The sequence below is a fragment of the Shewanella sp. CG12_big_fil_rev_8_21_14_0_65_47_15 genome (assembly GCF_002783505.1).
Lineage (GTDB): Bacteria > Pseudomonadota > Gammaproteobacteria > Enterobacterales > Shewanellaceae > Shewanella.
Map to the genome: position 1 here is coordinate 1 of NZ_PFGL01000031.1, position 26,878 is coordinate 26,878.

The following is a 26,878-nucleotide window of genomic DNA, read 5'->3' on the forward strand; positions in this document are numbered from 1 at the left end:
GACCATGTGATCGCAACATTCGTACATCCTGTACAGCAGATGTCGCCGTCGAGCCTATAGGGATGCTTCTTTTAAAACAAATAGACGGCGAATCGAAGGGGAAATAATGACGATGAATACTGCGTAACTGGCAATATATCGCTTGCTTTTGAGGTCTTTCGAAAATGAAATGGCGGAAATCTTAGATTTCCGCCATTTTCAGATGATACGCAAAATACTCAATGTGGGACTCAGTATCGAGCGTTATTGCTCTCCTACCCATGTTGAAAACTGGTCATGCCGACGACTCACATTGAAAGTGAACATTAGCTAGTGCGGTACTGCTTTAAAATGCCATCTAACTCGACCGAGGCATGGTGTAGGTCATTGGCTAAGGTCACACTGCGCTGGGCCGTTTGTTTGATGGTTTCCGACTGATGGCGGATTTCATTCAATTGTCCGGCAATGTCCCGCGCGGCGACACTCTGCTCCTCCGTCGAGGCAGCAATTTGGCTGCTCATATCAAATACCGCATTCACCGACTGCGCCATGCCTTGGACATCGTCACCTACAGCAATAATCGCGCTGCGGCCTTCATCGGCCTGTTCGACTATCTCCATGGTAATGCCTGATAATCGACTCGTGCCAGACTGTAAGCCTTCGATCATGGCTTGAATCTCGACCGTGGCCTGCTGCGTGCGGCCCGCAAGAGTACGCACTTCATCGGCCACCACGGCAAAGCCGCGACCCTGCTCGCCGGCACGCGCCGCTTCAATGGCCGCATTTAGGGCTAACAAGTTGGTTTGCTGGGAAATACTGTTAATAGTCGTCACCACGGCATCGATACTCGCCGCATCCTTAGACAACTGTTCAACCGACGAAAACGCCGCGCCAATCTTAGTCGAAAGTAAGCCAATACTTTCCACTGTATGGCTAATTCGCCCTTGGCTAGCCGACATTTGGGTTGAGTTTTCCTTCGTGTGCAATGAAGTGTTACTGGCGTTAACTGAAACTTCTTCAATCGCCGAGGTCATTTGTGCCATCGCCACGGCAACGGAATCGAGAAATTGATGCTGGAAACCAATCAACTCATCACTGGTGGCCGCCTGTTGATTGAACTCATCGGATGCAAGCGACAAGGTTTGGGCATTTTTACCAATGGCTGAAACCATTTCGCTCATATTATCGGCGCAGCGATCGATCTCACGGGCGATTAGACTGAAGTCGTCGGTACCAAAGAAGTTTAATCTAAAGCTCAAGTCACCATCGGCGAGGCGCTTAATCGCCATATACATATCCCACAGGCCACCACCGAGGGAGGTCGAGATCCAATAGCTCAGTTGAAACAATGGCAATAGACCGACTAAGGCAAGCCAAAACATCAAATTAGCATCGCTACGCCCTTCGCTTTCCCACTGTTTAACATTCTGTGAAAGCTGTAACGCCTGGCCACCGACCACAGTTGCGCTAGCGGTCACATTATCACCTTTACGCTCGGCTTCTGCTTGGCGTGGCATTAATGTCAGCCCGTTATCGCGGGCAAATTGTGTCAGAGTGTCACCCTCAAGCCGCTGGGAACTGGCCACTTGGGCGAAGGCATCGACCGTTGCCTGTACCCGCGTGAGGGAGGCGCCTTCAAGGTTACGGTGGGCATGTTGGTAGTTCACCAGTGCCACGGCGGCCGTGATCAGCGTCACCATTGAACACACTACCCAAAATTTTCCGTTAAGGCTGAGTTTGATCAATATGGCATCAATGGTGCGAAACTGGATTTGTTTCATCTTGATAATTCCTAAGAACAAAATGCTATTTGGCACTAAATCAACATTATAGCTCAGATCGCCGCAGCAGAGATGCCAACAATAAGATCCAAGCAGATATAATGCTAATCCGCACTGGCCACTTGGTTACGAGTCGCGGTCGACCACTTTTGTGTCAAGGTAACCAATTGCCCCGTTAGCAGGCTCATACTAAAACCGAGTAAGCCACCTATGACCAAGGGTGGCACTATATTGGCCACATCCCCCGCCATGGCGAAGGTAATGCAGCAACCAATAAAGGCGCCGGGAATAAAGCTCAACTTTTGATAACTCGCCTGTAAACACATGGCCGAGGTGGCTATGCCGGTAAAAATATACCCAAATACGGGCGACACAAAAAAACTGCTGCCGGAGATGATGAGCCAAGCCCAAAATACCCCAGACAGATTCGTGCACCACGCCATCATCACGCCTTGAAAACCAGCCTTAGGTTGAGCAAAAAAAGTGCTGCATCCTAAAAAACCAATCCAAGTGACCAGATGAAAGGCATCTGCGACGCCACACCAAATAGCCGCCAATAGGCCGGCTGAAATAGCGACTTGCCAACGATTTTCCATGGATGACCCCTTTATAATTCTATTCACGGAAGTTTATCTGTTGGTTAAATTACCTCTATTTTGGTAACAAAAACCTGATCTATTGCTAATTTTCGGCATTAATGCCCGTAAAATCGCTAACAAGCAATTTTTTTGTGGTAAAAAAACGAAAAAAGCGCTTGTTAGGCGCTTTTTTATTCAAATGGCTTTCAGTCAACCCTGTTGCAGCACTTACACTCGCAATAGTTTGTTGACGGGAAGATCGCGGATCCTCTGCCCCGTTGCCGCAAAAATCGCATTAGTTAAACTCGGGGCGACGGGCGGTACCCCCGGCTCACCCACGCCCGCAGGCGCAGCATTGGACGCAATAATGATGACTTCAATAGCGGGGGTTTGGGGGAGTCGCAGTAAAGGATAATCGTGGAAATTCGATTGTTGTACTTTGCCCTCTTGGTAAGTAATTTCACCCATCAAGGCTAAACTCAGGCCAAACACAATCGCGCCTTCGGTCTGGGCTTTTACCCTATCGGGATTGACTATGGTGCCCGCATCAATAGCAGCGATGGCATTCAGCACCTTAAGCTGTTCATCCTCGTTCACTTCCACCAGCATGGCCACGGCGACATAACTGACAAAACTGCGGTGCACGGCAAAACCCCAGCCCTGATTTTTACCCGCCTTGGGTGCCTTAGCTTGAGCCTTTTCGACCGCGTCGATTACCCCTAAATAGCGGCCCACATCCACGGGGTGACGGCTGAGATCTTCACCATAGTTGCCGTATTTAAAGCCTTGTTCGCTAAAGGCCTCACGCCTTGCTTCCCCTAACAGGCTACGCCACATCTCAAAGCATGAAACTTGGGATCTATGGGCCATTTCATCGACAAAACTACCGGCACTAAAACCGTGCTGAATATTACATACAGAGCGCATCCAACCAATACGGCTGTGCGCCTTAGCTTTTACCGCTTCGTATCTTAAATGGGGCAAAGCAAAGGGCACATCCACAAAGCCTAAATCCAATTCACCACCGGAGGGATATTCCACCCCTTCGGCAAAGGTTGAACTGATCGATGGGAATCCCGTACGGGCTAAAAGCGCGGTCGGTTTATTATTGGCATCGAATAACGCCTGATAGGACTGGGCGCTGATAGCATGGTAATAACCATTTTGAATTTCATCCTCGCGGCTCCAACTCACCTTAATTGGGCGCTTGAATTGCTTAGATAACAGCGCGGCTTCAACACTAAAATCAGGTTTGGATTTACGCCCAAAACCGCCACCCAGCAGGGTGACATTGACTTTAATCGCCTCTTCTTCCATGCCTAGCGCAGCGGCCACATTTTGCTGGGTACTTTGGGGCGTTTGGGTCGATGCCCAGATTTCACAGCCCTTTTCAGTCACATGGGCAGTGGCAACGGGCGGCTCAATAGAGGAATGGATTAAATAAGGCACGGTATAAACCGCCTTTAACGTATTCGCTTCGGGCCAGTTTTTGATCTCAGCGCCGACTTGGCGCACGACTTTACCGCTTTGCTGTACGCGCTCGACAAGCTCTTTCAAATAAAGAGTCGAATCATGCTGGCTGTTGTCGGCCTGGGTCCAAGTGATCTTTAAGGCTTTGCGCCCTTCGAGGGCGCTCCAGGTATTTGTCGCTATCACGGCAACGCCCCCCAAAGCCTGAAACGCGGGTGCACCCTTAGCGGCTGGCAAACGATACACATCCACTACCCCGGCCACTTTACGCGCTGCGGTATCATCCAAGCTTGCCACATCGCTCCCAAGCACAGGTGGGCGCATAATGCTGGCGTAAAGCATGCCATCACGTTTGATATCGTAACCATAAATCGCGCTGCCGCTTAACATGGCATCCATATCAACGATTTGACGTGATGCACCAATCTGCTTGAAATCTTTAATCTCTTTAAAGGTTAACGACTCAACGGCGGGGACGGGCTGCTCTGATGCGGCTAACGCTAACTCGCCGAACTTGGCCGAGCGGCCAGATTTAGCATGCAAGACTTTATGGTCGGCGGTATACACCTCGCTCACGGGGACTTTCCAGCGCGCGGCTGCGGCTTGCTCTAGCATGGTTCTTGCCATCGCCCCCATCTGGCGCATGCGGTCGTAATTTTCGCGAATACTGCGGCTACCATCGGTATTCTGGCTGCCATAGCGCTTATCGGCTAAGCCTTGAATGGGGACGATTTTATCCCAATCCGCTTCTAATTCTTCGGCTAAGACTTGCAGAATACCGGTTCTGATCCCCTGTCCCATCTCGGAGCGATGGCAAGTAAGATACACTTTGTCGTCTTCACCAATGGCAATAAACAGATTCAGCCGCGCTTCTTTATCCTGCGCCAGCGCCATGGGGCTCCAAGTTAATCCACTCGCCCCTAATGCGAGTCCGCCACCCACTGCGCCAAACAGTTTTAACACATCGCGGCGGCTGATATTTTCTACGGCAGTAAAAGTACTCATATTAGCCCTCCTGTTTGGCATAGTTTTGCAGTGCCGCTTTAATCCGTGGGTAGGTGCCGCAGCGGCAGAGATTGCCCGACATGGCCGAGTTGATTTGTTCCTCTGTGGGCTTAGGATGCTGCGCCACTAACGCCGCAGCCGACATCAGTTGTCCCGCCTGACAATAGCCGCACTGGGGCACGTTATGTTCGGCCCAGGCATTTTTAAGTTTTTGATTATCCAGCCCTTCAATTGTCGTTAGTCGTTTTCCCTGTGCCTGCCCCAAACTGGTTAAGCAAGCACGAACGGGTTGGCCGTCTAAATGCACAGTGCAGGCACCGCATAGCCCTGCACCGCAGCCATATTTAGTGCCCGTAAGCCCTAAAATATCCCGTAGTGCCCACAGGATGGGCATTTTAGGATCGGCATCTAAGGTAAATGACTTACCGTTGATGGAAAGCGTTTGGGTGGAAGCGGCGGTACTGGCTTTCTTGACGGCGGCTTGGGTTGATAATACTTCTGCCATAACTCACTCCTTAAGTGCCAACCACGACGCAAGATCGGCTTGGGTATCAATATCAATTGCGGCGCGGGGGAGTGTTATCGCGACTAACGCTCCCCGCTGTGCTTGTTGTTTTAAAATAGATTTCGCCCCGCGATCACCACTCAAATGAGTGAACTGCGGCAATGTTGAAGCATTAAAAATAGCAGGTACACCCACATCATCCAAATAGTGGGCGGCAACCTCTTTACCGGTTTTATGCCACATCAGAATAAGCTGTCGATAATCCTCGGCGCTCAGAGCCACTTGGTCAGCGAGCGTCAGCAGCATGGCATCAAAACCTTGTTCCTTAGCATAACTTGCCGCCAAACTCACCGAAGAGGCAAGGCCCGTTTGCCACTGTGGATTAACTAAAATATCAAAGGGTTTGCGGGAATGAAGCTCGGCTAATAATGGTTGTAATATAGGCTGATGAGCACCGAGTATGACTAATAAAGACGCATATTGGAGCGAAGGAGTGTCTTGGCGCTCCAAATCTAAATCTTGGCAATCAAGCCGTTGTAAACGCTCAACATGGGTGCTGATGATGGCTTGTTCGCTGATTCCAGTCGCGCTAAGCGATGGTACAAGCTGCGCTAACTTAATGCCCTCAAAGCGCTGACTCCCACCCGCCGCCAATACCACAATCAGCAGCCGTTTGGATAACAGTGGCACTTGCTCTGCCAACGTTTGCTCTGCCAACGTTTGCTCTGTCAATGTTAGCGCGGCCGACTTTGGCGCTGTCGAACCGGGCAGTGTCGACGCTAGCGCAGCAGACTTTTGTACTGGCGGCAACGTCATCAACGCATGATCTCATCGAGATGTTTTAAGGTCGCGCCATGGAGCACGCCGTGGCACTGGGCCAAAATACTTAAGGCCACTGCGCTCGGTAGTTCGCCACCAAGGGCAAGCCCTGCGGGGGCCGAAAATACCCCAGAAAATGATTCAGCACTCAGCCCTGCCATCCCCAGCACTTTGTCCCGTCGGTGAGCAGGACCAAGCAAGGCGACATAGGCGAGCGGATGGGCTTGAATGACCTTCAATACTGCAGCATCTAAGCCTAAGTTATGGTTCATCACCACGGCACAATCCAATTGGGCGATATGATTGGCGGTTAACTCTCCCGCGGTAAGTTTCACTATATGGGCATGGGGAAAATCCGCCACTCTGGCGTAGGCGGTACGGCTATCGAAAACAGTGACTTGCCAGCCTAAGGTATGGGCCATGGCGGCAATCGGCTTAGCGTCGATACCACCACCAAAAATTCCCAAGTGAAATCTTGGCCTTAGTGGGATCACTAGCGAGCACTCCTCCCCTTGGGTAAAAATTCCCGTGCGCACAAAATCACTGATGGGAAACGGCGTCTCGGCTTCGGGATAGAAGGCGGCATGATACAGGCGCGCATCCGCACCGGATTTCACTAAAGGCAACTGATAAAACCCCGATTGACCGTGGCGAAATGCCTGCACGAGTTCAATCAGGCCAAGATCGTGATTCTCTTTTAACAGTGGGATCAACATGATATCCACTATACCGCCACAACCGAGTCGATAGCTGGCGTCGGACTCATCGGTCGCGTCATAGGTGACGCACATGACTTGCTTAGTCTGCATAGCATGTTGGGCGTGGCGGCGTAGGTCGGCTTCTAAACAGCCACCACTTAATATTCCTGCCTCTTGGCCGAATTCGTGGAATAACATCATGGCACCGGGTTTACGGTAGGCAGAGCCTTGAATAACAGTGATCACCGCTAGCACCCAAGCGTCATCCGCCAGCGGTAACCAATGCTCTAGTAAATCTTCGATTTGGTGATCCATTCACAGGGCTCCGCTCGGTGATACATATTTAAGAAGAAGTCAATCATCTTTAAATTAGACCTAGTATTGCTTAGATACAATAACCAGACAGTTGCAGTCACACGTTAGCAAAGACGTTTCTAATTTAATAGGGGCAATAGTTTACAAAAAGTGTCGTGTTAGAAATTGCTGAATGGATTGGATGGGAATTGACATCCGTGTCGTATGGGGGGCTGTCCGGTTAAGCTATCTGTTTACATACAGTGGTAAATGCGAGCTAGAACTGATATTCACCCGCCTTAGTGCGCAACATTTGGGATTGATTGTCGAGGCTAATGGAGGTCGATTCAATCTGTTCGATAATCTGTGATACCTCACGGGAGTTATCGCGGATCACCATAAGACTCGTCGCAATATCTTTGGAGACTAATGATTGCTCCTCGGTTGACGTCGCCACTTGGGAATTGATCCCATGGATAGCGGCCGTGCTATGGCGAATATCCTCAAATACCGTCACTATACGTTGCAACTCAGTGCTGGCCTTTTGCATTAACGTCGCCGCTTGAGTCACAGATGTGCCGACTTGATTGGTGCGATTTTGCAGGCTGGCGACGATATCATCGATTTCCTTGGTGGAATCTTGAGTACGCTGGGCTAACGAGCGCACTTCATCGGCCACCACCGCAAAGCCTCGCCCTTGCTCCCCGGCCCTTGCGGCTTCAATCGCCGCATTCAGTGCCAGCAAATTCGTCTGCTCTGCAATGGCCTTAATGACGCCGAGCACATTGCTGACTTGCGTACTTTGATTGACCAGATGCTGCATCGAATCCTGAGTATTAGTGAACTCAGTTTCTAACACGGCCATCGCACTCAGCGCCTCGGCAACCGTTTGCTGACCCACGCCCACATGGGTTTCATTCTCCGCGGCGCGCATTTCTGCATTAGAGGTACTCTCGCTCACATGCACTAAGGTGGTGGTCATCTCCTCCATTGCACTGGCGCTGGCATCCAGTTCTTTCGCTACCCGATTTGAGCTTTCCCGTGAAACTTGAATGGATGTTTTAGTCTGTTTTGCTAATTCAGCGACCTCCTTCGCAATGCCATCGGTTGTGGAGAGTGAACTGGCAAGCGAGGCGATAAATAAATTGATTTGACTAACAATTTCGCCAATTTCACCTTGGGTCGAAACTGAAATTCGCCGAGCAAGATTTTTCGAATGCTGGATATCGAGTAGTTCCCGACAGGTTTGCACTATCGGCGTCACAATCCGGCTCTTAACGATAATAAATCCACCAACCGCGACTAAAATTACAATGCACAATACCAGTTGTGACCAATTCAACGCGGCATGGAGCGCATCTAGCCTATTGCTCACTTCGCCCTCGGTGCGTTTATCCAGTGCAGTAAAAAACTCATCTATGGGCTGCATGATCTTAGCTTTTTCTCTATGGTATTGATCACTATGTAATAGCTCCCTTGCCATCGCGAGATTAGGTTCTCCTTTTACACTGTAGGTTTGGGTATTAGGGTCCATAAAGATACCTTTAACGGCATTCATGGCCTTCACTTCGAGGGCGACTAACGCATCTGAATTTTGCTGGGCTTGTTCGAGGTAACGAAACTCTTGATCTGAAAAACCCAGGGATTGCATTTGGGTCTTTATCGCAACGCTAGCACCGTCGGGCTTGGGCTTATCACCATAATTCAGCACTAAGTCCCAGTAAATCTGGTGATACTTCTCAGGCCGGGCTTTCTCACCATTTCGAATGGCTAAAATATCCATATACATTTTTTCGTACTTCTCATCCCCCGTGACAGCATAGGTTCGCGCGAGCCGAGTGAGGTCATCGGAGCTTTGCCTTAATTCATCGGCGATTTGATAGGACTGATAACGAATACTGGCCGCATCGTTAAAGAGATCGATTCTCGACTTTACATTGAAACTCAGTAATGCCGTTATCAGAGCACTGGCTACTATGGTTGCAAATACCATAGTCATCATCGTTTTTGTTTTCATACTTTCCCCAATAAGAGACGGAAGAACAACTTTAAGTCTAGAAGGAAAATATTAAAATCGAGGGAAAATGCAGGAATATTCTTTTAAATCTATATGGTTGCGAGCAGTTCTCACTCGCAAAACCATGATAACTTAACGAAATGCTTAGGGCATGTGACACATAGAGATGCAATGGTATTCGCGCTAACAAGGATATGCGCACGACACAAAAATCGCTGTCACCGCCACAGGTGTCCACACTCTGATTAAAGGAGTAATTGATCGGCCACAAAGGGATTGTGCTCGCGCTCTTCACCAAAGGTCGACATAGGACCGTGACCCGGAATAAATTCGACGTCGGCACCTAAGGGCCACAGTTTTTCAGTGATCGAGTGAATTAAATCCTGATGATTTGATTGGGGAAAATCGGTTCGACCAATTGAGCTTCTAAAGAGAATATCCCCCACCCAAGCCAATTTTGATGGCGCCGAGTAAAAGGCAATATGCCCAGGCGTATGCCCAGGACAGTGGAGCACCGACAGGGTTTGCTCGCCTAGGGTCACAAGATCGCCATCCTCTAGGTATTGGTCCGGTTCAAACGCCTCGCAGTGGGGAAAACCAAAATTTTGGCTCTGCTTAGGTAAATTATCGATCCAATATTTATCGGCAATATGGGGACCAATTATGGGAATATTCGCCGCTTGGGCAAGGGATTTGGCGCCACCTACATGGTCGATATGCCCGTGGGTCAGGAGGATTTTTTTCAGTGTCAACCCCAGTTTAGCCGCCTCAGCTTGAATGCGGTCTATGTTCCCTCCCGGATCGACGACCGCCGCGCATTTGGTTTTTTCACACCAGATCAAACTGCAATTCTGCTGAAAAGGTGTCACTGGAATAATTTGATACTTCATAGCTTCAATCTCGTGTTATCCATAGGCGCTAGATTACGCTAAGAGGCTCATCATGGCTCAATTTTTTACAATAAAAATTGATCTTCACCAAAGCCTAATCAAAAAGTCCCAACTTGCAGGAACAGTGCTTTTGTATACAATCTGCCAATATACTCAAAGCCCTACCCTAGAGGTTGATTGATGAAATCTGATATTGTTCTTGCTGGTGTGCTTGCCAAAAAACATACCTTTACCCTGCCGCTCAATTATCAGCATCCAATTGCTGAACAAATCAAAGTCTTTGCTAGAGAACTATGTAGTACTGAAAATAAAGATAAAAAACTCCCCTATTTAGTATTTTTTCAAGGCGGCCCAGGCTTTGCCGCTATGCGTCCCGCCAGTAATAGTGGTTGGATCCGCCGCGCGCTGAAAGAATATCGCGTATTACTGCTCGATCAGCGCGGCACAGGCTTATCGACACCGATTAATTACCAGAGCCTTAAACATTTAACGCCCATAGAACAGGCGCAGTACCTTAGCCACTTTAGGGCCGACAATATTATTCGTGATGCAGAAGCCATTCGCGCTCAACTTTCTCCCGCCGATAAATGGGCGATTCTCGGCCAAAGTTTTGGCGGATTTTGTGTTTTGCATTATCTGAGCGCCGCCCCTAAGGGCGTGAGTGAAGCCTATATCACAGGGGGAATTCCATCCTTAACCCGTAGCAGTGATGAAGTGTATCAAGCGACCTATCATCGAGTGCTCGCAAAGAATAAGGATTTCTTTCAGCGCTTCCATGATGCGCAGCATTTAGTCACGCGCTTAGCCAAGCACTTAATTGACAATGAAGTGTATTTGGCCACAGGGGAACGTCTCAGCGTTGAAATGTTGCAATTGCTTGGCATCAACTTAGGCATGGAGCAAGGCCCCGAGTCTGTCTATTATCTGCTAGAGCAAGCCCTGCTCAACACGCCCTCGGGCATAGAAGTTAATCCATTATTTTTAAATCATTTTTGCCAGCTACTCGACTATAACACTAACCCGATTTTTGCCCTGTTACACGAGGCCATCTATTGCCAGCAGAGCGCATCCCAGTGGGCGGCCCACAGGGTAAGACAAGCATTTCCCGCCTTTAACTATCAGCAAGGTAAGCCGTTTTTATTCACTGGCGAAATGATTTACCCTTGGATGTTCGACCAATTTAGCCACCTAAGACCACTCAAGGCCGCGGCAGAAATACTGGCTAGCAAATCCGACTGGCCAGCACTCTATGACCTTGAACAGCTTAGCCATAACCGCGTCCCCGTTGCCGCGGCCATTTATAGCGAGGATATGTTTGTCGAAATGCAATACAGCCTCGAGTCAGCCCAGCAAATCGGTCAGCTCAAATATTGGCTCACATCTGAATATGAACATAATGGGATCCGCATGGATGGAGAACGGATCTTAGATAAACTGATCAGTTTGAATCGGGGAGAACACTTAAGATAGATGTTAATTTTAAGGGTTAATTAAGTAAACGCTGTCATTGTAACTGGGCTCTTCATCCAACTGAGTGATTTTGGTTACAACGTTCAACGATCTATTTTCCGTAAGAGTAAGCCGCCTTGGTTTACTCTTTTTTTTTGCCTAAAATTTAGAGTCATATCAGCGCCATTGTTTAAGATCACATTCGATGAGAAAACAGTCCCTTCTAAATCGCTACTCTGAATTATAAATAACCTTATAGAACGAGCAGACTATCGCTAAGCAGGCCCTTTGCGTGTTCGACTCCTCGTTCCTGAACTAGTACTCCTTGCATCTGACTTTTTCGCACCACTGCTTTTAACTGTACTTGCAGTGCCAGTGCGTTTTGTCGAACTAGCCGCTTTACGATAAGGCGACTTGCGGTAACCGGGTTTATTACTCGCCGTTTTTCGATAACCTTGGCCTTTTAAACCGTTAAGCGCTGTCGGCAGTTGTTCCCCTGCATTCTGGATAAGTGTCGATAATGTGCCGAGCAGTGGCTGCATAAAGGCCTGATAGGAGGTTTCTTTATGACAAATGCCGTTCAGGCTCGCCTCCCAAAGCGCCGTCATATCTGGCGTAGTGGCGCTCGTGGGCAAGCTATTAATTAACCCTTTCCCCACATCCGTCGACACAATAGATTTACCTAAGCGTTGTAAAAAACCACGTTTAAACAGCAGTTCAATGATACCTGCACGGGTAGCTTCAGTACCTAAGCCATCGGTTTCTTTAAGAATTTTGCGGATCTCTGGGTCAGTCACGTAACGGCTGATCCCCGTCATAGCACCGAGTAAAGTGGCATCGGTAAAAGCTTTCGGCGGCTGGGTATTTTTCTCCAGTAACTCGCCTCGAGTACAATGCAAAGCCTGCCCTAGTTTCAGAGGCGGTAATTGGCCGATAAACTCATCACTCTCCTCATCGTCCTTGTCAGAGCTTCCCTCCGTCGACTTGTTTCCACTAATCTTGCTGCCACTAGGCTCTTGGCGAGCAAAGAGTTGTTTCCAGCCGAGGGACTGATCCTGACGCGCCTTAGTATTAAATAAGCCACCCTCGATCGTTACTTGCACTGTGGTTTCACTGTAACAATAAGCAGGATAAAACTGTGCTAAATACTGGCGGGCAATATGCAAATAGAGCTGCTTTTCCCGCAGGCTTAAGCTCGATAGGTTAGCGGTTTTCTCGGTAGGGACTATGGCATGGTGGGCATCCACTTTTTTATCATCCCACGCCTTGGATTTAAGACCGGGATCGGGCGCATCAATATTCTGCAATAACTCGCCAGCCCCCTGACTCACCGCCCTGAGTACCGCTGGTGCAAGTTGATGTTGTTCTAAGGGCAAATAACGACTGTCGGAGCGCGGATAGGTGATAAGTTTATGACGCTCGTACAGACTCTGGCAGGTATCGAGCACATCCTTAGCGCTCATGCCAAACCGTTTCGCCGCATCAATCTGCAACGCGGATAGGCTGTAGGGCAAAGGCGGATTCTGTTTCTTATCTTTAGCGGCCAATTGCGTCACTAAGGCCGGTTTATCACTGATGCGACTCACCACATTTTGTGCTAATCCTCTGGCTAACACTCGCCCCTCTTCGTCCATGTACGGTTGACAAGCTTCGCTGGGTTGCCACTTAGCACTGAAGGTCTCCTGCTTTTCGGTCGCTAAATGCGCCAGTACTTCATAGAAGGGTTTAGATTGAAAATTAGCAATCTCTTCATCACGGCGCACCACGAGCCCGAGCAGGGGCGTTTGCACTCGGCCGACGGATAACACACCTTGATAGCCGACTTTTTTACCTTGAATGGTATAGGCCCGCGTCATATTCATCCCATAGAGCCAATCGGCGCGACTACGGGCTAAGGCCGAGGTGGACAAAGGAATAAACTCGCGATTGCTACGCAGTTGCATTAGCGCACGTTTTACGGCCTGTGGATTTAAGTCGCTGACCAATAACCGCTGGGTTTGATGTAGCTTGTCACCCGCCACGCCAAGGTAGGCTATCACCTCATCGACCAACAGCTGACCTTCGCGGTCAGGATCGCCCGCATTAACGAGGGTATTGGCTTGTTTTACCAGTTTTTTTAATACTGAGAGTTGGCTGCGGGTCGCCGCCTTAGGTTTTAGTTGCCACTTGTCCGGCACTATAGGTAAATGTTCAAATTTCCAGGACTTAAATTCGGGATTGTAGGCATCAGGTTCTGCTTGTTCGAGCAAGTGACCGACACACCAAGACACACAATCGCCATTGGCTGCTTGGATAAATCCATCGCCTTTTTTATGGGGTTTAGGCAATACATCGGCAATGGCCCGCCCTAGGCTAGGTTTTTCTGCGATATAGAGGATCATACAAACACCAAACACTGGATATAATTACAGTATAATTTAGCGAAAAGTACTTAAGAGTGCAAATCGCTATCTTGGCATCGACACCCCGTTCATCTCAAACAACTTGTTCCCTAAAACTAAAACTGTGTAAATTAATTTGAGAATCATTCTTATTTGAGGGTAATATTTTGTCAGTTACTGGAGAAATAAATCAGGAGAAATACATGAAAACACTCACTCTCCCCAACCCAACAACCCCGGCCTTCAAACCCACATTAGTATTAAGATTCAATCAATTATTCATATTCCACAGCCTAATGCTATTAGCATTAAGCCTACTTTGTCAGATTGGACTCGAGAAGATCAATCTTGAGGCCCCAATGGTCTATTGGAGTATTATTCAGTTTATTCCTATTGCCGTGAGCCTATCACTGCTGCTGAATCATAGGGTCAGTCGCCGCAGTTTAGCTTGGTTATTTGCACTGTGGATGTTGTTGTGGCTAGTTATCTAAGCCTATTTTCGGCCAGATATTAAGTCACCGTATGCATCTCCCCATATACCCATCTAGATGACCAGCTTGCCCCCCAATACTCTACCCTTCAAAAAAGAACGTTAAAGTATCAAATATTTAACAATTTTAGCTATGAAGCGGCTCAAAAAATCGTTATGTTGAAGCTCTTGAATGTTCAAATAAGTCTTAACCTTAGGCCAATCTGGCTTTTTAATACCAAACTTACAAGCAAATATCTTAAAAACTCTGCAAAAACAACAAAATATTGGAGTTGAACTATATGAATGAGATTGTCAATACGATCAATAGTGTCGTCTGGAGCCCTGCGCTCGTGTTTCTTTGCCTAGGTGTTGGGCTCTATTTCTCCCTTCGCTCTCGCTTTTTACAGTTACGTCATCTACCCGAAATGATCCGCCTGATATTTGATGGCAAAAGCACTGACGCTGGAGTGTCTTCCTTCCAAGCATTAGCGATGACCTTAGCGGGTCGAGTCGGTACGGGGAACATTGCAGGGGTCGCCACTGCGATCACTTTTGGTGGCCCAGGTGCTTTATTTTGGATGTGGATGGTGGCATTTCTCGGTGCCAGCTCGGCATTCGTCGAATCGACCTTAGGCCAAGTCTACAAAGAAAAAATCAATGGCGAATACCGCGGTGGCCCGGCTTTTTATATTGAAAAAGGCTTAGGTATGAAATGGTATGCTTGGGTCTTTGCCATTGCAACCATATTTGCCTGCGGCATCTTACTGCCAGGCGTACAAGCTAATTCGATTGGTTCAAGTTTAAAAACCGCTTTCGATATCGATCCTAATGTGACAGCGGCGATATTGGCTATGTTGCTCGGGTTTATCATTTTTGGTGGTGTCAAACGTATCGCCCACTTTGCGAGTACTGTCGTTCCCTTTATGGCGCTGGGTTATATCATTGTCGCCTGCGTGATCATTGCACTGAACATTGGTCAGCTACCCGATATTATCTGGTTAATTATCAAGAGTGCTTTTGGCTTTGATGCGGGCTTTGGTGCTATTTTAGGGCTTGCCATTATGTGGGGGGTCAAGCGTGGTATTTATTCTAACGAAGCAGGCCAAGGTACGGGTCCACATGCCTCCTCGGCAGCGGCGGTCAGTCATCCAGCAAAACAGGGGTTAGTACAGGCATTCTCTGTGTACATTGACACTCTCTTTGTGTGTTCTGCAACCGGTTTTATGCTGCTAATCACTGGGCTTTACAATGTGCAAGGTCCTGAGGGAGTCGCGCTCTACACTGGCATTGCCGGCGTCGCGGCAGGTCCTGGCTATGTGCAAACGGCAATGGAAAGTATGATGCCGGGCTTTGGTAATATGTTTGTGGCCGTCGCCCTGTTCTTCTTCGCCTTTACCACTATTGTGGCTTACTACTATATTGCCGAGACCAACATAGCCTATATTAATCGTAAGGTGCATCGCCCTTGGCTAACGGTAGTGCTTAAACTCGTCTTAATGGGCTCAACCGTATACGGCACAGTAAAAACGGCGGATCTGGCTTGGGGATTAGGGGATATAGGTGTCGGCCTGATGGCATGGCTCAACATTGTCGCCATTATCCTATTACAAAAAACCGCTTTTACCTGCCTTAAGGATTATGAATCACAACAGAGCCAAGGGATTGAGCCCCTATTTGACCCAGAAAAGCTCGGTATTAAGAATGCAGATTACTGGGTTGAACGTAAAAATGCGGCGGAAGTTCTGCCGCTGCAGACACCCGAAACGACTGATCGCAATCGTCATATCTCGTAGCGATTGTTCCACCAAAGCGCAATAAAAAAGCCAGTGAAAAATCACTGGCTTTTTTATGGATGGCCGTAGGCCAATTATGGATGGCAGACGTTATGCAGTTCTAGGTTAGTACCTATGTCTTTGTTACGGTCAGCTTTTGCATCGTCATTGCGCAATTGGGTTAAATGATCCAAATACGCTTGATCAACATCGTTAGTGATGTAATGGCCATCGAAGACTGAGGTTTCAAAATGTTTAATCTCAGGATTTTCCATTCTAACCGCTTCAACTAAATCGGCTAGATTCTGGAAAATAATGCCATCGGCACCAATCAATTTAGCAATTTCATCGGCATCACGGCCATGGGCGATAAGTTCGTTCGACGTTGGCATATCGATACCATACACGTTCGGGAAACGAATTTCCGGCGCGGCCGAGGCAAAGTACACTTTCTTGGCTCCCGCTTCACGGGCCATTTCGATGATCTGCTCGGAAGTCGTGCCGCGAACGATAGAGTCATCTACTAGCAGGACATTTTTACCTTTAAATTCAGTGTTAATCGCATTCAACTTACGACGCACGGACTTCTTACGCTCTTGCTGGCCGGGCATGATAAAGGTGCGGCCAATATAACGGTTTTTCACAAAACCTTGGCGGTACGGTAAGTCCATGCAACGGGCAATTTCCAACGCGATATCACAGGAAGTTTCTGGAATAGGGATCACCACATCGATATCGTGATCGTACCATTCCTTCTTAATCTTCTCCCCAAGCTTAGCGCCCATGTTTACGCGGCTGGCATAAACAGACACCTTATCAATGGTGGAATCTGGGCGGGCGAAGTAAACAAACTCGAAAATACAAGGCGCGTAGCTAGGCTCTTTCGCACATTGACGGGTATAGAGTTCACCATTGAGGGAAATATATATCGCTTCACCGGGCGCGACATCACGCATCACCTCAAAGCCTACGGCGTCGAGGGCCACGCTTTCAGAAGCGACCATGTATTCAGTGCCCGTAGCGGTTTCATGCTTGCCCAGCACTAAGGGGCGAATACCAAAGGGATCACGAAATGCCACTAAACCTTGGCTAATGATCATCGCCACTACGGCATAGGCACCGCGCGCTTGCTCATGTACTTTAGCAACGGCGTCAAACACTTCATCGGAGGTTAACTCTAGACTGGTGGTTTTTTGTAATTCATCAGCCAACAGGTTTAACAGCACTTCAGAGTCTGAGGTGGTATTCACATGACGACGTTTTTTGATCAGCCCTTCGGCTAGTTCAACCGTATTAGTTAAATTGCCGTTATGGGCTAAGGAAATCCCAAATGGCGAGTTAACATAAAAAGGCTGCGCTTCCGACGCGCTTGAACTGCCCGCGGTGGGATAACGTACATGGCCAATACCCGCATTGCCCTGTAGGCGCTGCATATGTTTGACTTCAAATACGTCCTTTACCAGACCGTTAGCTTTACGTAGTCTGAAAGCACCACGATCAACGGTCACAATACCTGCCGCATCCTGACCTCTGTGCTGAAGCACGGTCAGCGCATCATAAATGGTCTGATTAACCGATGATTGGCCAACTATTCCGACGATACCACACATGGGTAAGCTTCCTCATTGTAAGATGTTCTATCACTTAGGATTAATTTATTTTCTTTTTATAGTTTGGGTACAAAGCTGGAGGTGTTTTCCAAATAGTTAAAAAACCATTGAATGACAACGCCAAATTCGGGCACTAATACAGAATCCTTCCACCACTGAGTATTGGGAGAACCCGTAAAAGCATCCATAAAAAACAGCAGGGCACTGACAATGAGCGCCCCTCTAATCGCACCGAAGCACAGACCTAAGAGTCTATCTGTGCCAGATAATCCAGTTTTAACAACAAGTTGCCCTAGGATGTAGTTTACCAAGGCGCCGAGTATTAAGGTCGTAATGAAAAGAATGGCAATGGAAACACCATTACGCAGCATCTCGTCATTCATCTGTGTTAAGTGAACGGCAAGATCTTGATAAAATTGGCTGGCAACAAAGAAAGCTGCAAACCATACCACTAACGACATGGCTTCTTTGGCAAATCCGCGGATCAGACTGATGAGAGTCGATAATCCGATGACGAATATGATAGCGTAATCAATCCAAACCATTGAGATGGCTTTCCGACATAGGCTTTAAGACGGCGCGATTCTACCAGAGACTGAAATGATTCTCACCCCTAGAGAGGTAAATAAATTATTTTCAGTCCCGGTTTGTATCGCCATTAAGATTCCAACGGGTTAAAGGGGACAATCCGCCCCTTAAGGTGCGTAAGGCGTTCAATATCCTCCTGCATCTTCTTCAGCTTAGCTTCTGAGATATCGGGACCGACGAAGACTTTGGTCAGCACACCATCCTTAGGGTTGTCTGGAATTGTGTACGCTTTAAAACCATTTTTACGCAGCTGGGCAACCAAGGCCTTAACGTTAGCGGCATTACTAAAGGCGCCTAATTGCAGTGTCAGCCCCGGCTTTAACGACTCACGGCTAACGACTTTCACTTCATCTTTGCTCGGCTTTGCGATATCAGTTTTCGGCTTTTCCGTTTTTGCCACTGTGGTCGGTTTCGCCTCTGGCTTTTTCACTGGCTCGGTTTTGGTGGCGGTGGACTTCGCAGGCTCTTTCTTCGGCTCAGATTTGCTTTCAACCTTCGCCGTTTGTGGTTTGCTCGTCTCTTTTACTGGCTCAGATTTGACCGATTCGGCCTTAGGCGGGGTAGATTTTACCGCTTGTGCAAGGGCGGCCTCATCATTGGGCTGAGACTCGGCTAACTCGACCTGCGCCCCAGCCAATTCCCCCACATCCTGCGCCGAGAGGACTTCAAACATATCATCGGCATTTTTCTGCTGTTCGATCAGATTCGGACGTAATGGAATTTCCGCAAACTGCTCTTCTTGATGATCTTTTTTACCATCTAAAATATCTGGCAGAAAAATCACCCCAAGGGCAACCAGCACTACAGTGCCGACTAAACGATTATGAAACTGGCTAGACAAAACTGACATCCTGCTTTAAGAGAGACTTAAATCCTGCCACAGTGTAAAAGGAGCCAAACACAATTACCACATCATCGGGCCGAATTTGCGCTTTTAATGCCATCCATGCCGCATCTATCTGCTCAAATTCAACGACATTGGCCTCTGGAGCTAAGGTCTGGTGCAATTGGCTGGCACTGGCACCGCGTTCACCATGCAAACTCACTAAATACCAAGCGTCAACCAGAGGATCAATAACGGACAACACACCCGCAATATCTTTATCCTTTAGCATACCGCACAGGGCAAACACCCGTTTACCCACAACAATGGGTTCGAGCTGCTGCACTAAAAAACGGGCCGCATGGGGATTATGGGCTACATCGAGTAAGATTAATGGCTGTTCGCTTACCCGCTCTAATCGTCCCGTTAACCGAGCCGTGCTAATGCCCTTGGCAATAATCTCAGGCGCAATATCCGGCCACCCCTGTTCTATGATCGCCAGCACTGTCGCCGCATTGGGCAATGGCAAACTTGGTAAGGCTAAATCGTGTAGCTTAAGCACTTCGCCTTGGAAATCCCACAGATTGCCATGGATTTGGTAACTGAACTCTTTGCCGACGCGGTACAAGATTGCACCTACCTCATTGGCGACATCATTGACTGTATGCGGCAAATTGGGCTCACCGACAATGGCGGGTTTACTGCGGCGGAAAATACCCGCTTTTTCACGGCCCACTAGCTCACGGGTGTTACCCAAATAACTTTCATGGTCTAAATCCACAGAGGTCACTACGCTGATATCGGCGTCGATCATATTGGTGGCGTCTAGCCGCCCGCCTAATCCAACTTCCAGGATGATGACATCAAGCTTAGCGGCTTTAAACAGTGTTAATCCCGCCAGAGTGGCGTATTCAAAAAAGGTTAAGGAGACATCGTCCCTTGCGGTTTCTATTTGTTCAAAGGTGGCGACTAAGGCGCTATCACTGACATCGTTGCCATTGATACGGACTCGTTCATTATACTTGAGCATATGTGGCGAGCTATATACACCCACGGTCAAGCCCGATAAACGCAGGATATTTTCTAACATGGCACAGGTCGTGCCTTTGCCATTAGTGCCGCCGACTGTGACCACAGTCGAAGGCTCTAAATCTAACAGTCCAAGCCTTTGTGCGACCTTAGAGACCCGCGTGAGCCCCATATCGATTTCGGTTGGATGTATGGACAGCAAATACTCCAACCACTGATCTAATGCTGCATTTGCCGTCGGTACTGTTAGCATCTGTTATTTCCTTCCTTCGATAACGGGCGATAATCATCTTCAGACGTTGGGCGAATGGCCCCAACGGCATTAATCCAACATAAATAATGGCCCAAGGGCCAACTTAGGTAGCTGATATTGTTCTGGATAAGTGACGTCAACCAGATAAAGCCCATGGGGTTTCGCCGTGGCCGCCGCTTGATTTCTATCCTTTAACGCCAATAACTCACCCATCCAAGTTAAGGGCTGATTACCCAGTCCAATCTCGAGTAATGACCCGACAATATTGCGCACCATATGGTGTAGGAAGGCATTGGCGGCAATGTCGACAATGATATACATACCTTGGCGCGTGACATTGACGCTATGGACATTGCGAAACGGCGTTTTTGATTGACACTGCACGGCGCGAAAACTGGTAAAGTCCTGCTCACCTAAGAGTGCCTGCGCCGCTTGGTGCATTCTGTCTGCATCGATATCGCCGTGGTAATGGCTGACACCATGGCGCAGAATGCCTGGACGGAAATTATGATTGTAGATCACGTAACGATAGCGTCTGGCCGTAGCGGAAAAACGGGCATGAAAACTGTCATCGACCTCTTTCACCCAGCGCACCGCAATATTATCCGGAAGATTGGCATTCACCCCTAGGGTCCAAGCACCTTCATTTCGATTCGCGTTGGTTTCAAAATGCACCACCTGTCCGGTTGCATGCACTCCCGCATCGGTACGCCCTGCACAAAATAAGCTGATAGGTTCATTGGCGACCACAGATAACGCCCGCTCTAATTGCCCTTGTACTGAATCGACCTCGGCCTGACGTTGCCAACCAAAATAACCACTGCCGTCATATTCAATACCCAATGCAATCCGCATCACACACCCTCTTTGTTAATTAAGCGGCGCATTTTATCACAGCAGACCATAAAAAAAACGGCGCAAAGAGCGCCGCTTGAGTTAATTCGAATAAATAGGATTAACCTATCTCTTTAAGCAATTTGGCTGCTTCATCCTGCTGACGCGCATTACCATCGATTTGGACTTCTTTCAGTAACGCTTTAGCACTGTCGCTGTCATCAATTTCGATATAGGCGCGGGCCAGATCCAATTTTGCATTGACGGAGTTTTCTTCATCATCGACATCGATCATCGCAGCGTCACCAATCAAGGAGCCAACATCACTCATCTCCACATCGACGTCAGGGTATAAATCGGTCTCTTGGCTATCCTGCTCGGCATCATTGAGCAATTTGTCGATATCGATAAAGCCATGTTCATTTTGGAAACTCGTCAGGTCATGATCAGCCACAAACGGTTTCGTCTTGCGAGACTCCTGAGCATCCAGAGCCGCTAATGCCTCATCCACCGTCAGAGTGTGATCATCATCGAGGCTAAAACTATCCTCTGTCGCTAACACATCATCGTCATCAAGATCAGCATTGGCGCTAAAGGCCGCCAAGATACTGTCATCACTCAAGTCTACATCTGTGCTTAAGTCGAGTTCGGTATCGGCGAGTACACTCGGCTTGGTTGCTACGGCATCTGTGGTGGCAGTTGCCGTTACGTCAATAGTAGGAGGAAGCTTGGCCTTAGGTGCAGGTGCAAAATCAAGCTCAGTATCCCAATCGAGTACATGGGGATCTTTGCTCTTATTGGCTTTTAAATCATTGAAGAAAGAAGATTCTTTTTCCTTAGCACTCGCCGCTGCCACTGCCACTGCCGCAGCAGCGGACGCAACTAAATCGTCGGCATCGGCATCAAAACCACTAAATGCCGCTTCATCTAACGCAGCACTCTCTTCATTTATCGTTTGTGCTAGATCAAAGGTATCGTCACTGTCATCTAGGGCATGGGCCGCTCCAATACCTTTGAGCAGATCGTCCTCATCCGCTGGTTTTTCACTATCCGGTAACGCCGTTTCCATGTCGAAATTAAAATCATCGGCATCCGCTTCGCCCTGCTCTGGCACATCAAACTCGGCTAAAAGCGCATCGAGATCATCCCCTGCGGTCGATAAATCTTCGGGCAGTGATGCTTCTCGTTCTGCCGCAAGCAGGTGGTCAAGCTCCTCATCCGTTTCTGATAGCCGAGGTTCAAGCTCAGCTTCTGCCACTATATCCCCGATAACAGTCCCTGCAACGTCCTCTGCCACATCAGTGGATTTCGCCGCCGAAGTATCAAAAGATGCGAGTAAAGCATCGATATCATCGGTTTCAGCAATGCCAATATCATCGAGTTCTGGATCAAGCTCAGCGGCAATGGCATCCCCTAAATCGGGTTCTGGGGCAGCAGGCTTATCAAAATCCGCAAGTAAAGCATCGATATCATCGGTATCTTCAACCCCTAGAGCCGTTAACTCATCGTCAAGCTCGGCGGCAATTTCATCACCGAGATCGGGCTCAGCTTGCGCCTCGGTGGGCTTATCAAAGTCGGCAAGTAAGGCGTCGATATCCAGATTATCTTCGACATTGAGCCCATCGAGTTCGGCATCGGCCTCAAGTTCGGCGACAATGGCCGCGCTCAAATCATCATCGGAAGACGCTTGAGTGGCATGGGTCTCCGAGGGCATTTCAACATCAGCGACCCACTCTTCGGCCAAGCTATCCGTCGAGGCGCTCGTATCGTCTTGGGGCTGTTCGGCGCCATCATCTGAGCCTAGGCCAGCCAGCAAGGCATCGAGATCTTCTTCCTCAAGAATACTACCCGATTTGATTTTTTCTTCGGCAAAGGCCTCTTCTTGATCACCCATAGCCTCTGCCCACAAATCGTCGAGGGATTGGCCTTCTTCCTCTTCAAACTGGGGTTCTGGTGCTACGCTCCCGCCTTGATCGATAAACATATCCGCTGCCATATCCATTTGTTCATGGATATCGACTATGTCCTGCTCGGGTTGAAGATTGACGCTTCCTGAATCTAATAAGCTATCAATAGAATCCGCATGATCTGTATCTAAATGCACGGCCATATCGTCGAGATCATCATCCATCGCCAGCACAGAGGCACCCGTCGCCATACCCGCAGCCCCGACCGCCATAGCCGCTTGCTGTGATGCTAACTCGTGCCGTTCTTTATTGCGTTTGCGGCGCAGTGCCCAAAACACTAAGAACAAAATCAATAGGGCTGGGATCACGGCAGCGGCAACTAAGAGTAAGGGGCTCTCCATCAGAGTACGCCATAAATCATCTGGCTCTTTAGGCGTTTCAGGTGCTGCGGTAACGGGTGATGCGGCCGCCTCAACCTCAGCTTTCAAGGCTTGATTCTGCTGTTTTGTGACTTGAAGCGTTTCTTCCAACATGGCAATCTGTTGATTTAACTCTTCAATTTTTGCTTTGAGTGCTTCGACATCCGTATTTCGAACCGATAACTGATCTTGAGTTCGGGCCAATTCGTCCGTTAGCGATAAATTTTTGCTCTCCGCGGCCTCAAGGCGCGCATTGACATCCGAACTCAACATCTTAGGTTCTGTTTTAACCGCGATTTGTGTTGCTATTGGCTCGGTTTTCGCGACTTCAGTTTTCACTTCGGCCTTAGGTTTGACCTCTGCGGCTACGGGAGCGGCAACAGTAGGCTTGGGTGCTTTAGCTTTGGTGGTCGCTGTTGCCGCGCTACGCGCCTGTTTATCATCGCGCTCAGCCCTCGCTATGGCTAAGCTATTGGGGATTGCCAGCATCGCTTCTTTCGAAGGAATGAGTAAAATCATCCCACGTTCAAGGCTATTGTAATTATCTGAGTTAAAGGCATGGGGGTTGGCATCGAACACGGCGGCCATGACTTGGTAGACACTCACACTGGCATCGGGGCGCACTTTTTGCGCTATGCTCCAAAAAGTATCTTTTGAGGTGGTTGGGCCATATTGGTGATTTATTTGACGGATCTGTCCATCTGGCCCCATGATTTTCAAGGGTTTAACTTTAGGCGTATCGGCTGCAACGGCGGGATCGATAAAATAAGTCGTGGAGGAAACGGCTAAAACGGTGGCCATTAGGCCCACAAGATACGAAGTGCGAAATTTCATCAATCCTTCCCTTTGAAGCGCTATAAAGTTATCTCGCTGATAACAGGCTTTAGGCAATTGTATTTATTGAGATTACTATAAACCAGAAATCTCTGCCCTGCTACTGTTCACAAGTGTAAAACAAAAAAAGCCTGCTGGCAGCAGGCTTTTTCAATGGGCAGAGAATACACCTTAAGACTTAGTAGTAATCTCTCACTAAAATCTCGGCAATTTGCACACTGTTCAAGGCTGCGCCCTTACGAATATTGTCCGACACGACCCACAGATTAATTCCATGGGAGTGGGATATATCCTTACGCACTCGACCAACATACACAGGATCGGTGCCTGCTGCATCGGTCACCGCCGTTGGATAGTCCTCATCGGATTCAAACAATACCACTCCTTCGGCATTACGAAGTAAAGCTTTAACCTCTTCCGCATCGACAGGCTGACGAGTTTCGACATTAATGGCTTCTGAATGACCATAGAACACGGGTACACGTACCGCGGTCGCATTGACGAGAATATCATCATCACCGAAAATCTTCTGGGTTTCCCAGACCATTTTCATCTCTTCTTTGGTGTAGCCGTTATCCATAAATTTATCGATTTGTGGCAACACGTTAAAGGCAATTTGTTTTGGATAAACTTCGGCTTCAGCAGGTAAACCTTGTAGCAGTTTAGTGCACTGATGCGCTAACTCTTCGATGGCTTTTTTACCGGTACCAGAGACAGACTGATAGGTCGCAACATTAATACGGCTGATACCATAGGCATCATAAATAGGCTTTAATGCCACCAACATTTGGATGGTTGAGCAATTAGGGTTAGCAATGATATTACGGTTACGAAAATCCGCGATAGCATGGGGATTGACTTCGGGTACGACCAAGGGAATATCAATGTCGTATCTAAAGTGAGAGGTGTTATCGATGACAACACAACCCGCCTCAGCGGCAATCGGCGCCCATTTAGCGGAAACATCACCACCTGCGGAGAAGAAACCAATTTGGGCTTGGGTCCAATCGAAGGTTTCTACGTCGAGAATGGTAATTTGTTTGCCATGGAAGCTGACCGTTTCACCGGCGCTGCGGCTACTGGCTAAAGGGTACAAATTGGCAACCGGGAAATTACGCTCTTCGAGGATCTCAATCATAGTTTGACCCACGGCGCCCGATGCACCTAAAACGACAACATTAAATTCCTGTGACATAGCTACTGACCGACTCCTGAAAAACCTAAATTGGACAACCAATCTACCTCAAGTTGGCGGTCATAAGCCAGCGCCAATGCACTAAATTCGCGCCTATGACGGTGATTTTTTCTCATAGTGTCGAAGCCATTGGCATTTAAAAAGCTATTGCGGAACACTCTATCATCGTCGCGTAAATCATAAACAAAGCGCACAAGCTGTAATAATGCTTTTTCATTGGGTGAGACAGCCAGTTCAACACCCTTAATATTAAAAGCGGGCAATAATGCCGTGAGGCTTTTCGTGGCAGGAATATGCAGTTGTTGGCAAAGTGCTTGGTAAAGCATAAAAGTGCCGCGCGCCTTGCCTTCTAAGCTGTAACCTGCGATGTGCGGCGTGGCAAACTCTGCCAATGGTACTAACTCGGGCAGAGGGTTTGGTTCGCCTTCCCACACATCGAGCACTAATTTAAGATCGTCACGTTGCAGCTTCACTTTAATCAGCGCCTGATTATCTATCACATCACCGCGGCAGCAATTAAGTAACCAAGTACTAGGTTTAAGGGACGTTAACCGAGACTCATCGAATAAATGCAGCGTCTTATGTTCACCTGTGCGCGTGATTGGCACATGTAAACTGATGATATCGGCCTGCGCCATGATGGTATCTAAGCTCACAAAACTGCGCGGATCGCCCTCTGCAGCTTTAATGGGATCGTTAAGCAGCACCTTAATACCGTAGGCTTGCAAACATTTTGCCGTAGCAGTGCCAGTGTTGCCCGCACCCACTATGCCGACGACTTTGCCCTTAAGCGGCGAATTGAAGCGCTCGGCTAGCTCCAGCATGGCGATAAAGGCAAATTCCCCGACCGCAGTCGCATTGCAACCCGGCGCATTAGAGAAGGGAATATTTCGCTCGGCCAGATAGGCTAAATCCACATGATCTGTGCCTATAGTAGCACTGCCGACAAATTTCAGCTTGTTATTGCCTGAGAGCAACTCGGCATTCACTTTGGTGACCGAGCGCACTAATAGCACATCGGCATCACGCACTTGCTCGGTGGTTAACGTGCGGCCATTAACAGGAATAATCTCCCCGAGATCGCCAAATAGCGGTTCAACATAGGGCATATTTTCATCGACTAGAATTTTCATGGGCACCTTAACGGATAAAAAGTGGCGAAAGAAGGCATCAAGATGCGCGCTATTCTAACAAGACAGGATAGATAAATCCCTGCCTATGCAACAGGTTCACAAAAAACGCCCATAAAAAAGGGAAGCCTAAGCTCCCCTTCTAT

The 26,878-nt window shown here is 48.3% G+C and carries 20 protein-coding genes; 3 read left to right on the top strand and 17 right to left on the bottom strand.

Translation table 11 applies throughout. The features are described from left to right. Positions 1 to 305: 305 nt before the first annotated feature. The 8 genes from COW15_RS08735 to COW15_RS08770 all read right to left on the bottom strand — a co-directional run bounded on the left by COW15_RS08735 (position 306) and on the right by COW15_RS08770 (position 10,036). Positions 306 to 1,760: a methyl-accepting chemotaxis protein gene (locus COW15_RS08735; RefSeq protein WP_293631813.1), complete on the bottom strand. Its 1,455-nt coding sequence runs from the start codon at positions 1,758 to 1,760 to the stop codon at positions 306 to 308. A gap of 104 nt (positions 1,761 to 1,864) precedes the next feature. Continuing rightward, complete coding sequence (locus COW15_RS08740; protein ID WP_293631815.1) at positions 1,865 to 2,356, bottom strand: DUF1097 domain-containing protein; 492 nt, start codon at positions 2,354 to 2,356, stop codon at positions 1,865 to 1,867. Positions 2,357 to 2,566: 210 nt separating this feature from the next. Continuing rightward, positions 2,567 to 4,813, bottom strand: a complete 2,247-nt coding sequence (locus COW15_RS08745; protein WP_293631817.1) for a molybdopterin cofactor-binding domain-containing protein — start codon at positions 4,811 to 4,813, stop codon at positions 2,567 to 2,569. A 1-nt stretch (position 4,814) separates the two neighbouring features. Further along, the gene (locus COW15_RS08750) at positions 4,815 to 5,318 is read right to left on the bottom strand and encodes a (2Fe-2S)-binding protein (RefSeq protein ID WP_293631819.1); all 504 of its coding nucleotides are present in this window, start codon (positions 5,316 to 5,318) and stop codon (positions 4,815 to 4,817) included. A gap of 3 nt (positions 5,319 to 5,321) precedes the next feature. Further along, complete coding sequence (locus COW15_RS08755; RefSeq protein ID WP_293631821.1) at positions 5,322 to 6,134, bottom strand: nucleotidyltransferase family protein; 813 nt, start codon at positions 6,132 to 6,134, stop codon at positions 5,322 to 5,324. After that, positions 6,134 to 7,150 (bottom strand): XdhC/CoxI family protein, encoded by a 1,017-nt coding sequence (locus tag COW15_RS08760; RefSeq protein WP_293631822.1) that lies wholly within the window; start codon positions 7,148 to 7,150, stop codon positions 6,134 to 6,136. Before COW15_RS08760 ends, COW15_RS08755 begins: the two co-directional genes overlap by 1 nt. Before the next feature lie 256 nt (positions 7,151 to 7,406). Next, entirely contained in the window at positions 7,407 to 9,146 is a 1,740-nt protein-coding gene (locus tag COW15_RS08765; RefSeq protein ID WP_293631824.1) for a methyl-accepting chemotaxis protein, read from the bottom strand. A gap of 245 nt (positions 9,147 to 9,391) precedes the next feature. Continuing rightward, entirely contained in the window at positions 9,392 to 10,036 is a 645-nt protein-coding gene (locus tag COW15_RS08770) for an MBL fold metallo-hydrolase (RefSeq protein ID WP_293631826.1), read from the bottom strand. A gap of 180 nt (positions 10,037 to 10,216) precedes the next feature. On the opposite strand from COW15_RS08770, the gene COW15_RS08775 reads away from it, so the two are divergent. Then, positions 10,217 to 11,506 carry an alpha/beta fold hydrolase gene (locus tag COW15_RS08775; RefSeq protein WP_293631828.1) on the top strand — a complete coding sequence of 430 codons (1,290 nt, stop codon included), beginning with the start codon at positions 10,217 to 10,219 and terminating at the stop codon, positions 11,504 to 11,506. Between the two features lie 254 nt (positions 11,507 to 11,760). Here the strand turns inward: COW15_RS08775 and COW15_RS08780 are convergent, their stop codons facing one another. Further along, positions 11,761 to 13,866 carry a DNA topoisomerase III gene (locus COW15_RS08780; RefSeq protein WP_293631830.1) on the bottom strand — a complete coding sequence of 702 codons (2,106 nt, stop codon included), beginning with the start codon at positions 13,864 to 13,866 and terminating at the stop codon, positions 11,761 to 11,763. A gap of 203 nt (positions 13,867 to 14,069) precedes the next feature. Here COW15_RS08780 and COW15_RS08785 point away from each other — a divergent pair, with 203 nt between their 5' ends. Both COW15_RS08785 and COW15_RS08790 read left to right on the top strand, forming a co-directional pair. Beyond that, entirely contained in the window at positions 14,070 to 14,357 is a 288-nt protein-coding gene (locus COW15_RS08785) for a hypothetical protein (RefSeq protein ID WP_293631832.1), read from the top strand. Positions 14,358 to 14,637: 280 nt separating this feature from the next. Next, positions 14,638 to 16,131 carry an alanine/glycine:cation symporter family protein gene (locus tag COW15_RS08790; RefSeq protein WP_293631834.1) on the top strand — a complete coding sequence of 498 codons (1,494 nt, stop codon included), beginning with the start codon at positions 14,638 to 14,640 and terminating at the stop codon, positions 16,129 to 16,131. A 74-nt stretch (positions 16,132 to 16,205) separates the two neighbouring features. Here the strand turns inward: COW15_RS08790 and purF are convergent, their stop codons facing one another. The 8 genes from purF to COW15_RS08830 all read right to left on the bottom strand — a co-directional run bounded on the left by purF (position 16,206) and on the right by COW15_RS08830 (position 26,735). After that, on the bottom strand, positions 16,206 to 17,720 hold the full coding sequence (purF, locus tag COW15_RS08795) for an amidophosphoribosyltransferase (protein ID WP_293631836.1): 1,515 nt from the start codon (positions 17,718 to 17,720) through the stop codon (positions 16,206 to 16,208). Between the two features lie 56 nt (positions 17,721 to 17,776). Continuing rightward, on the bottom strand, positions 17,777 to 18,265 hold the full coding sequence (locus tag COW15_RS08800) for a CvpA family protein (RefSeq protein WP_293631838.1): 489 nt from the start codon (positions 18,263 to 18,265) through the stop codon (positions 17,777 to 17,779). Between the two features lie 113 nt (positions 18,266 to 18,378). After that, on the bottom strand, positions 18,379 to 19,149 hold the full coding sequence (gene dedD, locus COW15_RS08805) for a cell division protein DedD (RefSeq protein WP_293631840.1): 771 nt from the start codon (positions 19,147 to 19,149) through the stop codon (positions 18,379 to 18,381). Further along, positions 19,142 to 20,413, bottom strand: a complete 1,272-nt coding sequence (gene folC / locus COW15_RS08810) for a bifunctional tetrahydrofolate synthase/dihydrofolate synthase (protein WP_293631842.1) — start codon at positions 20,411 to 20,413, stop codon at positions 19,142 to 19,144. The genes dedD and folC overlap by 8 nt, the downstream gene beginning before the upstream one ends. 69 nt (positions 20,414 to 20,482) lie before the next feature. After that, positions 20,483 to 21,268 (bottom strand): tRNA pseudouridine(38-40) synthase TruA, encoded by a 786-nt coding sequence (truA, locus tag COW15_RS08815; protein WP_293631844.1) that lies wholly within the window; start codon positions 21,266 to 21,268, stop codon positions 20,483 to 20,485. A 100-nt stretch (positions 21,269 to 21,368) separates the two neighbouring features. Next, positions 21,369 to 24,407: a FimV/HubP family polar landmark protein gene (locus tag COW15_RS08820; protein ID WP_293631846.1), complete on the bottom strand. Its 3,039-nt coding sequence runs from the start codon at positions 24,405 to 24,407 to the stop codon at positions 21,369 to 21,371. Positions 24,408 to 24,585: 178 nt separating this feature from the next. After that, the gene (locus COW15_RS08825) at positions 24,586 to 25,602 is read right to left on the bottom strand and encodes an aspartate-semialdehyde dehydrogenase (protein WP_293631848.1); all 1,017 of its coding nucleotides are present in this window, start codon (positions 25,600 to 25,602) and stop codon (positions 24,586 to 24,588) included. A gap of 2 nt (positions 25,603 to 25,604) precedes the next feature. Next, positions 25,605 to 26,735, bottom strand: coding sequence for a 4-phosphoerythronate dehydrogenase (locus COW15_RS08830; protein WP_293631850.1), 1,131 nt, complete (start codon positions 26,733 to 26,735; stop codon positions 25,605 to 25,607). Positions 26,736 to 26,878 lie beyond the last annotated feature (143 nt).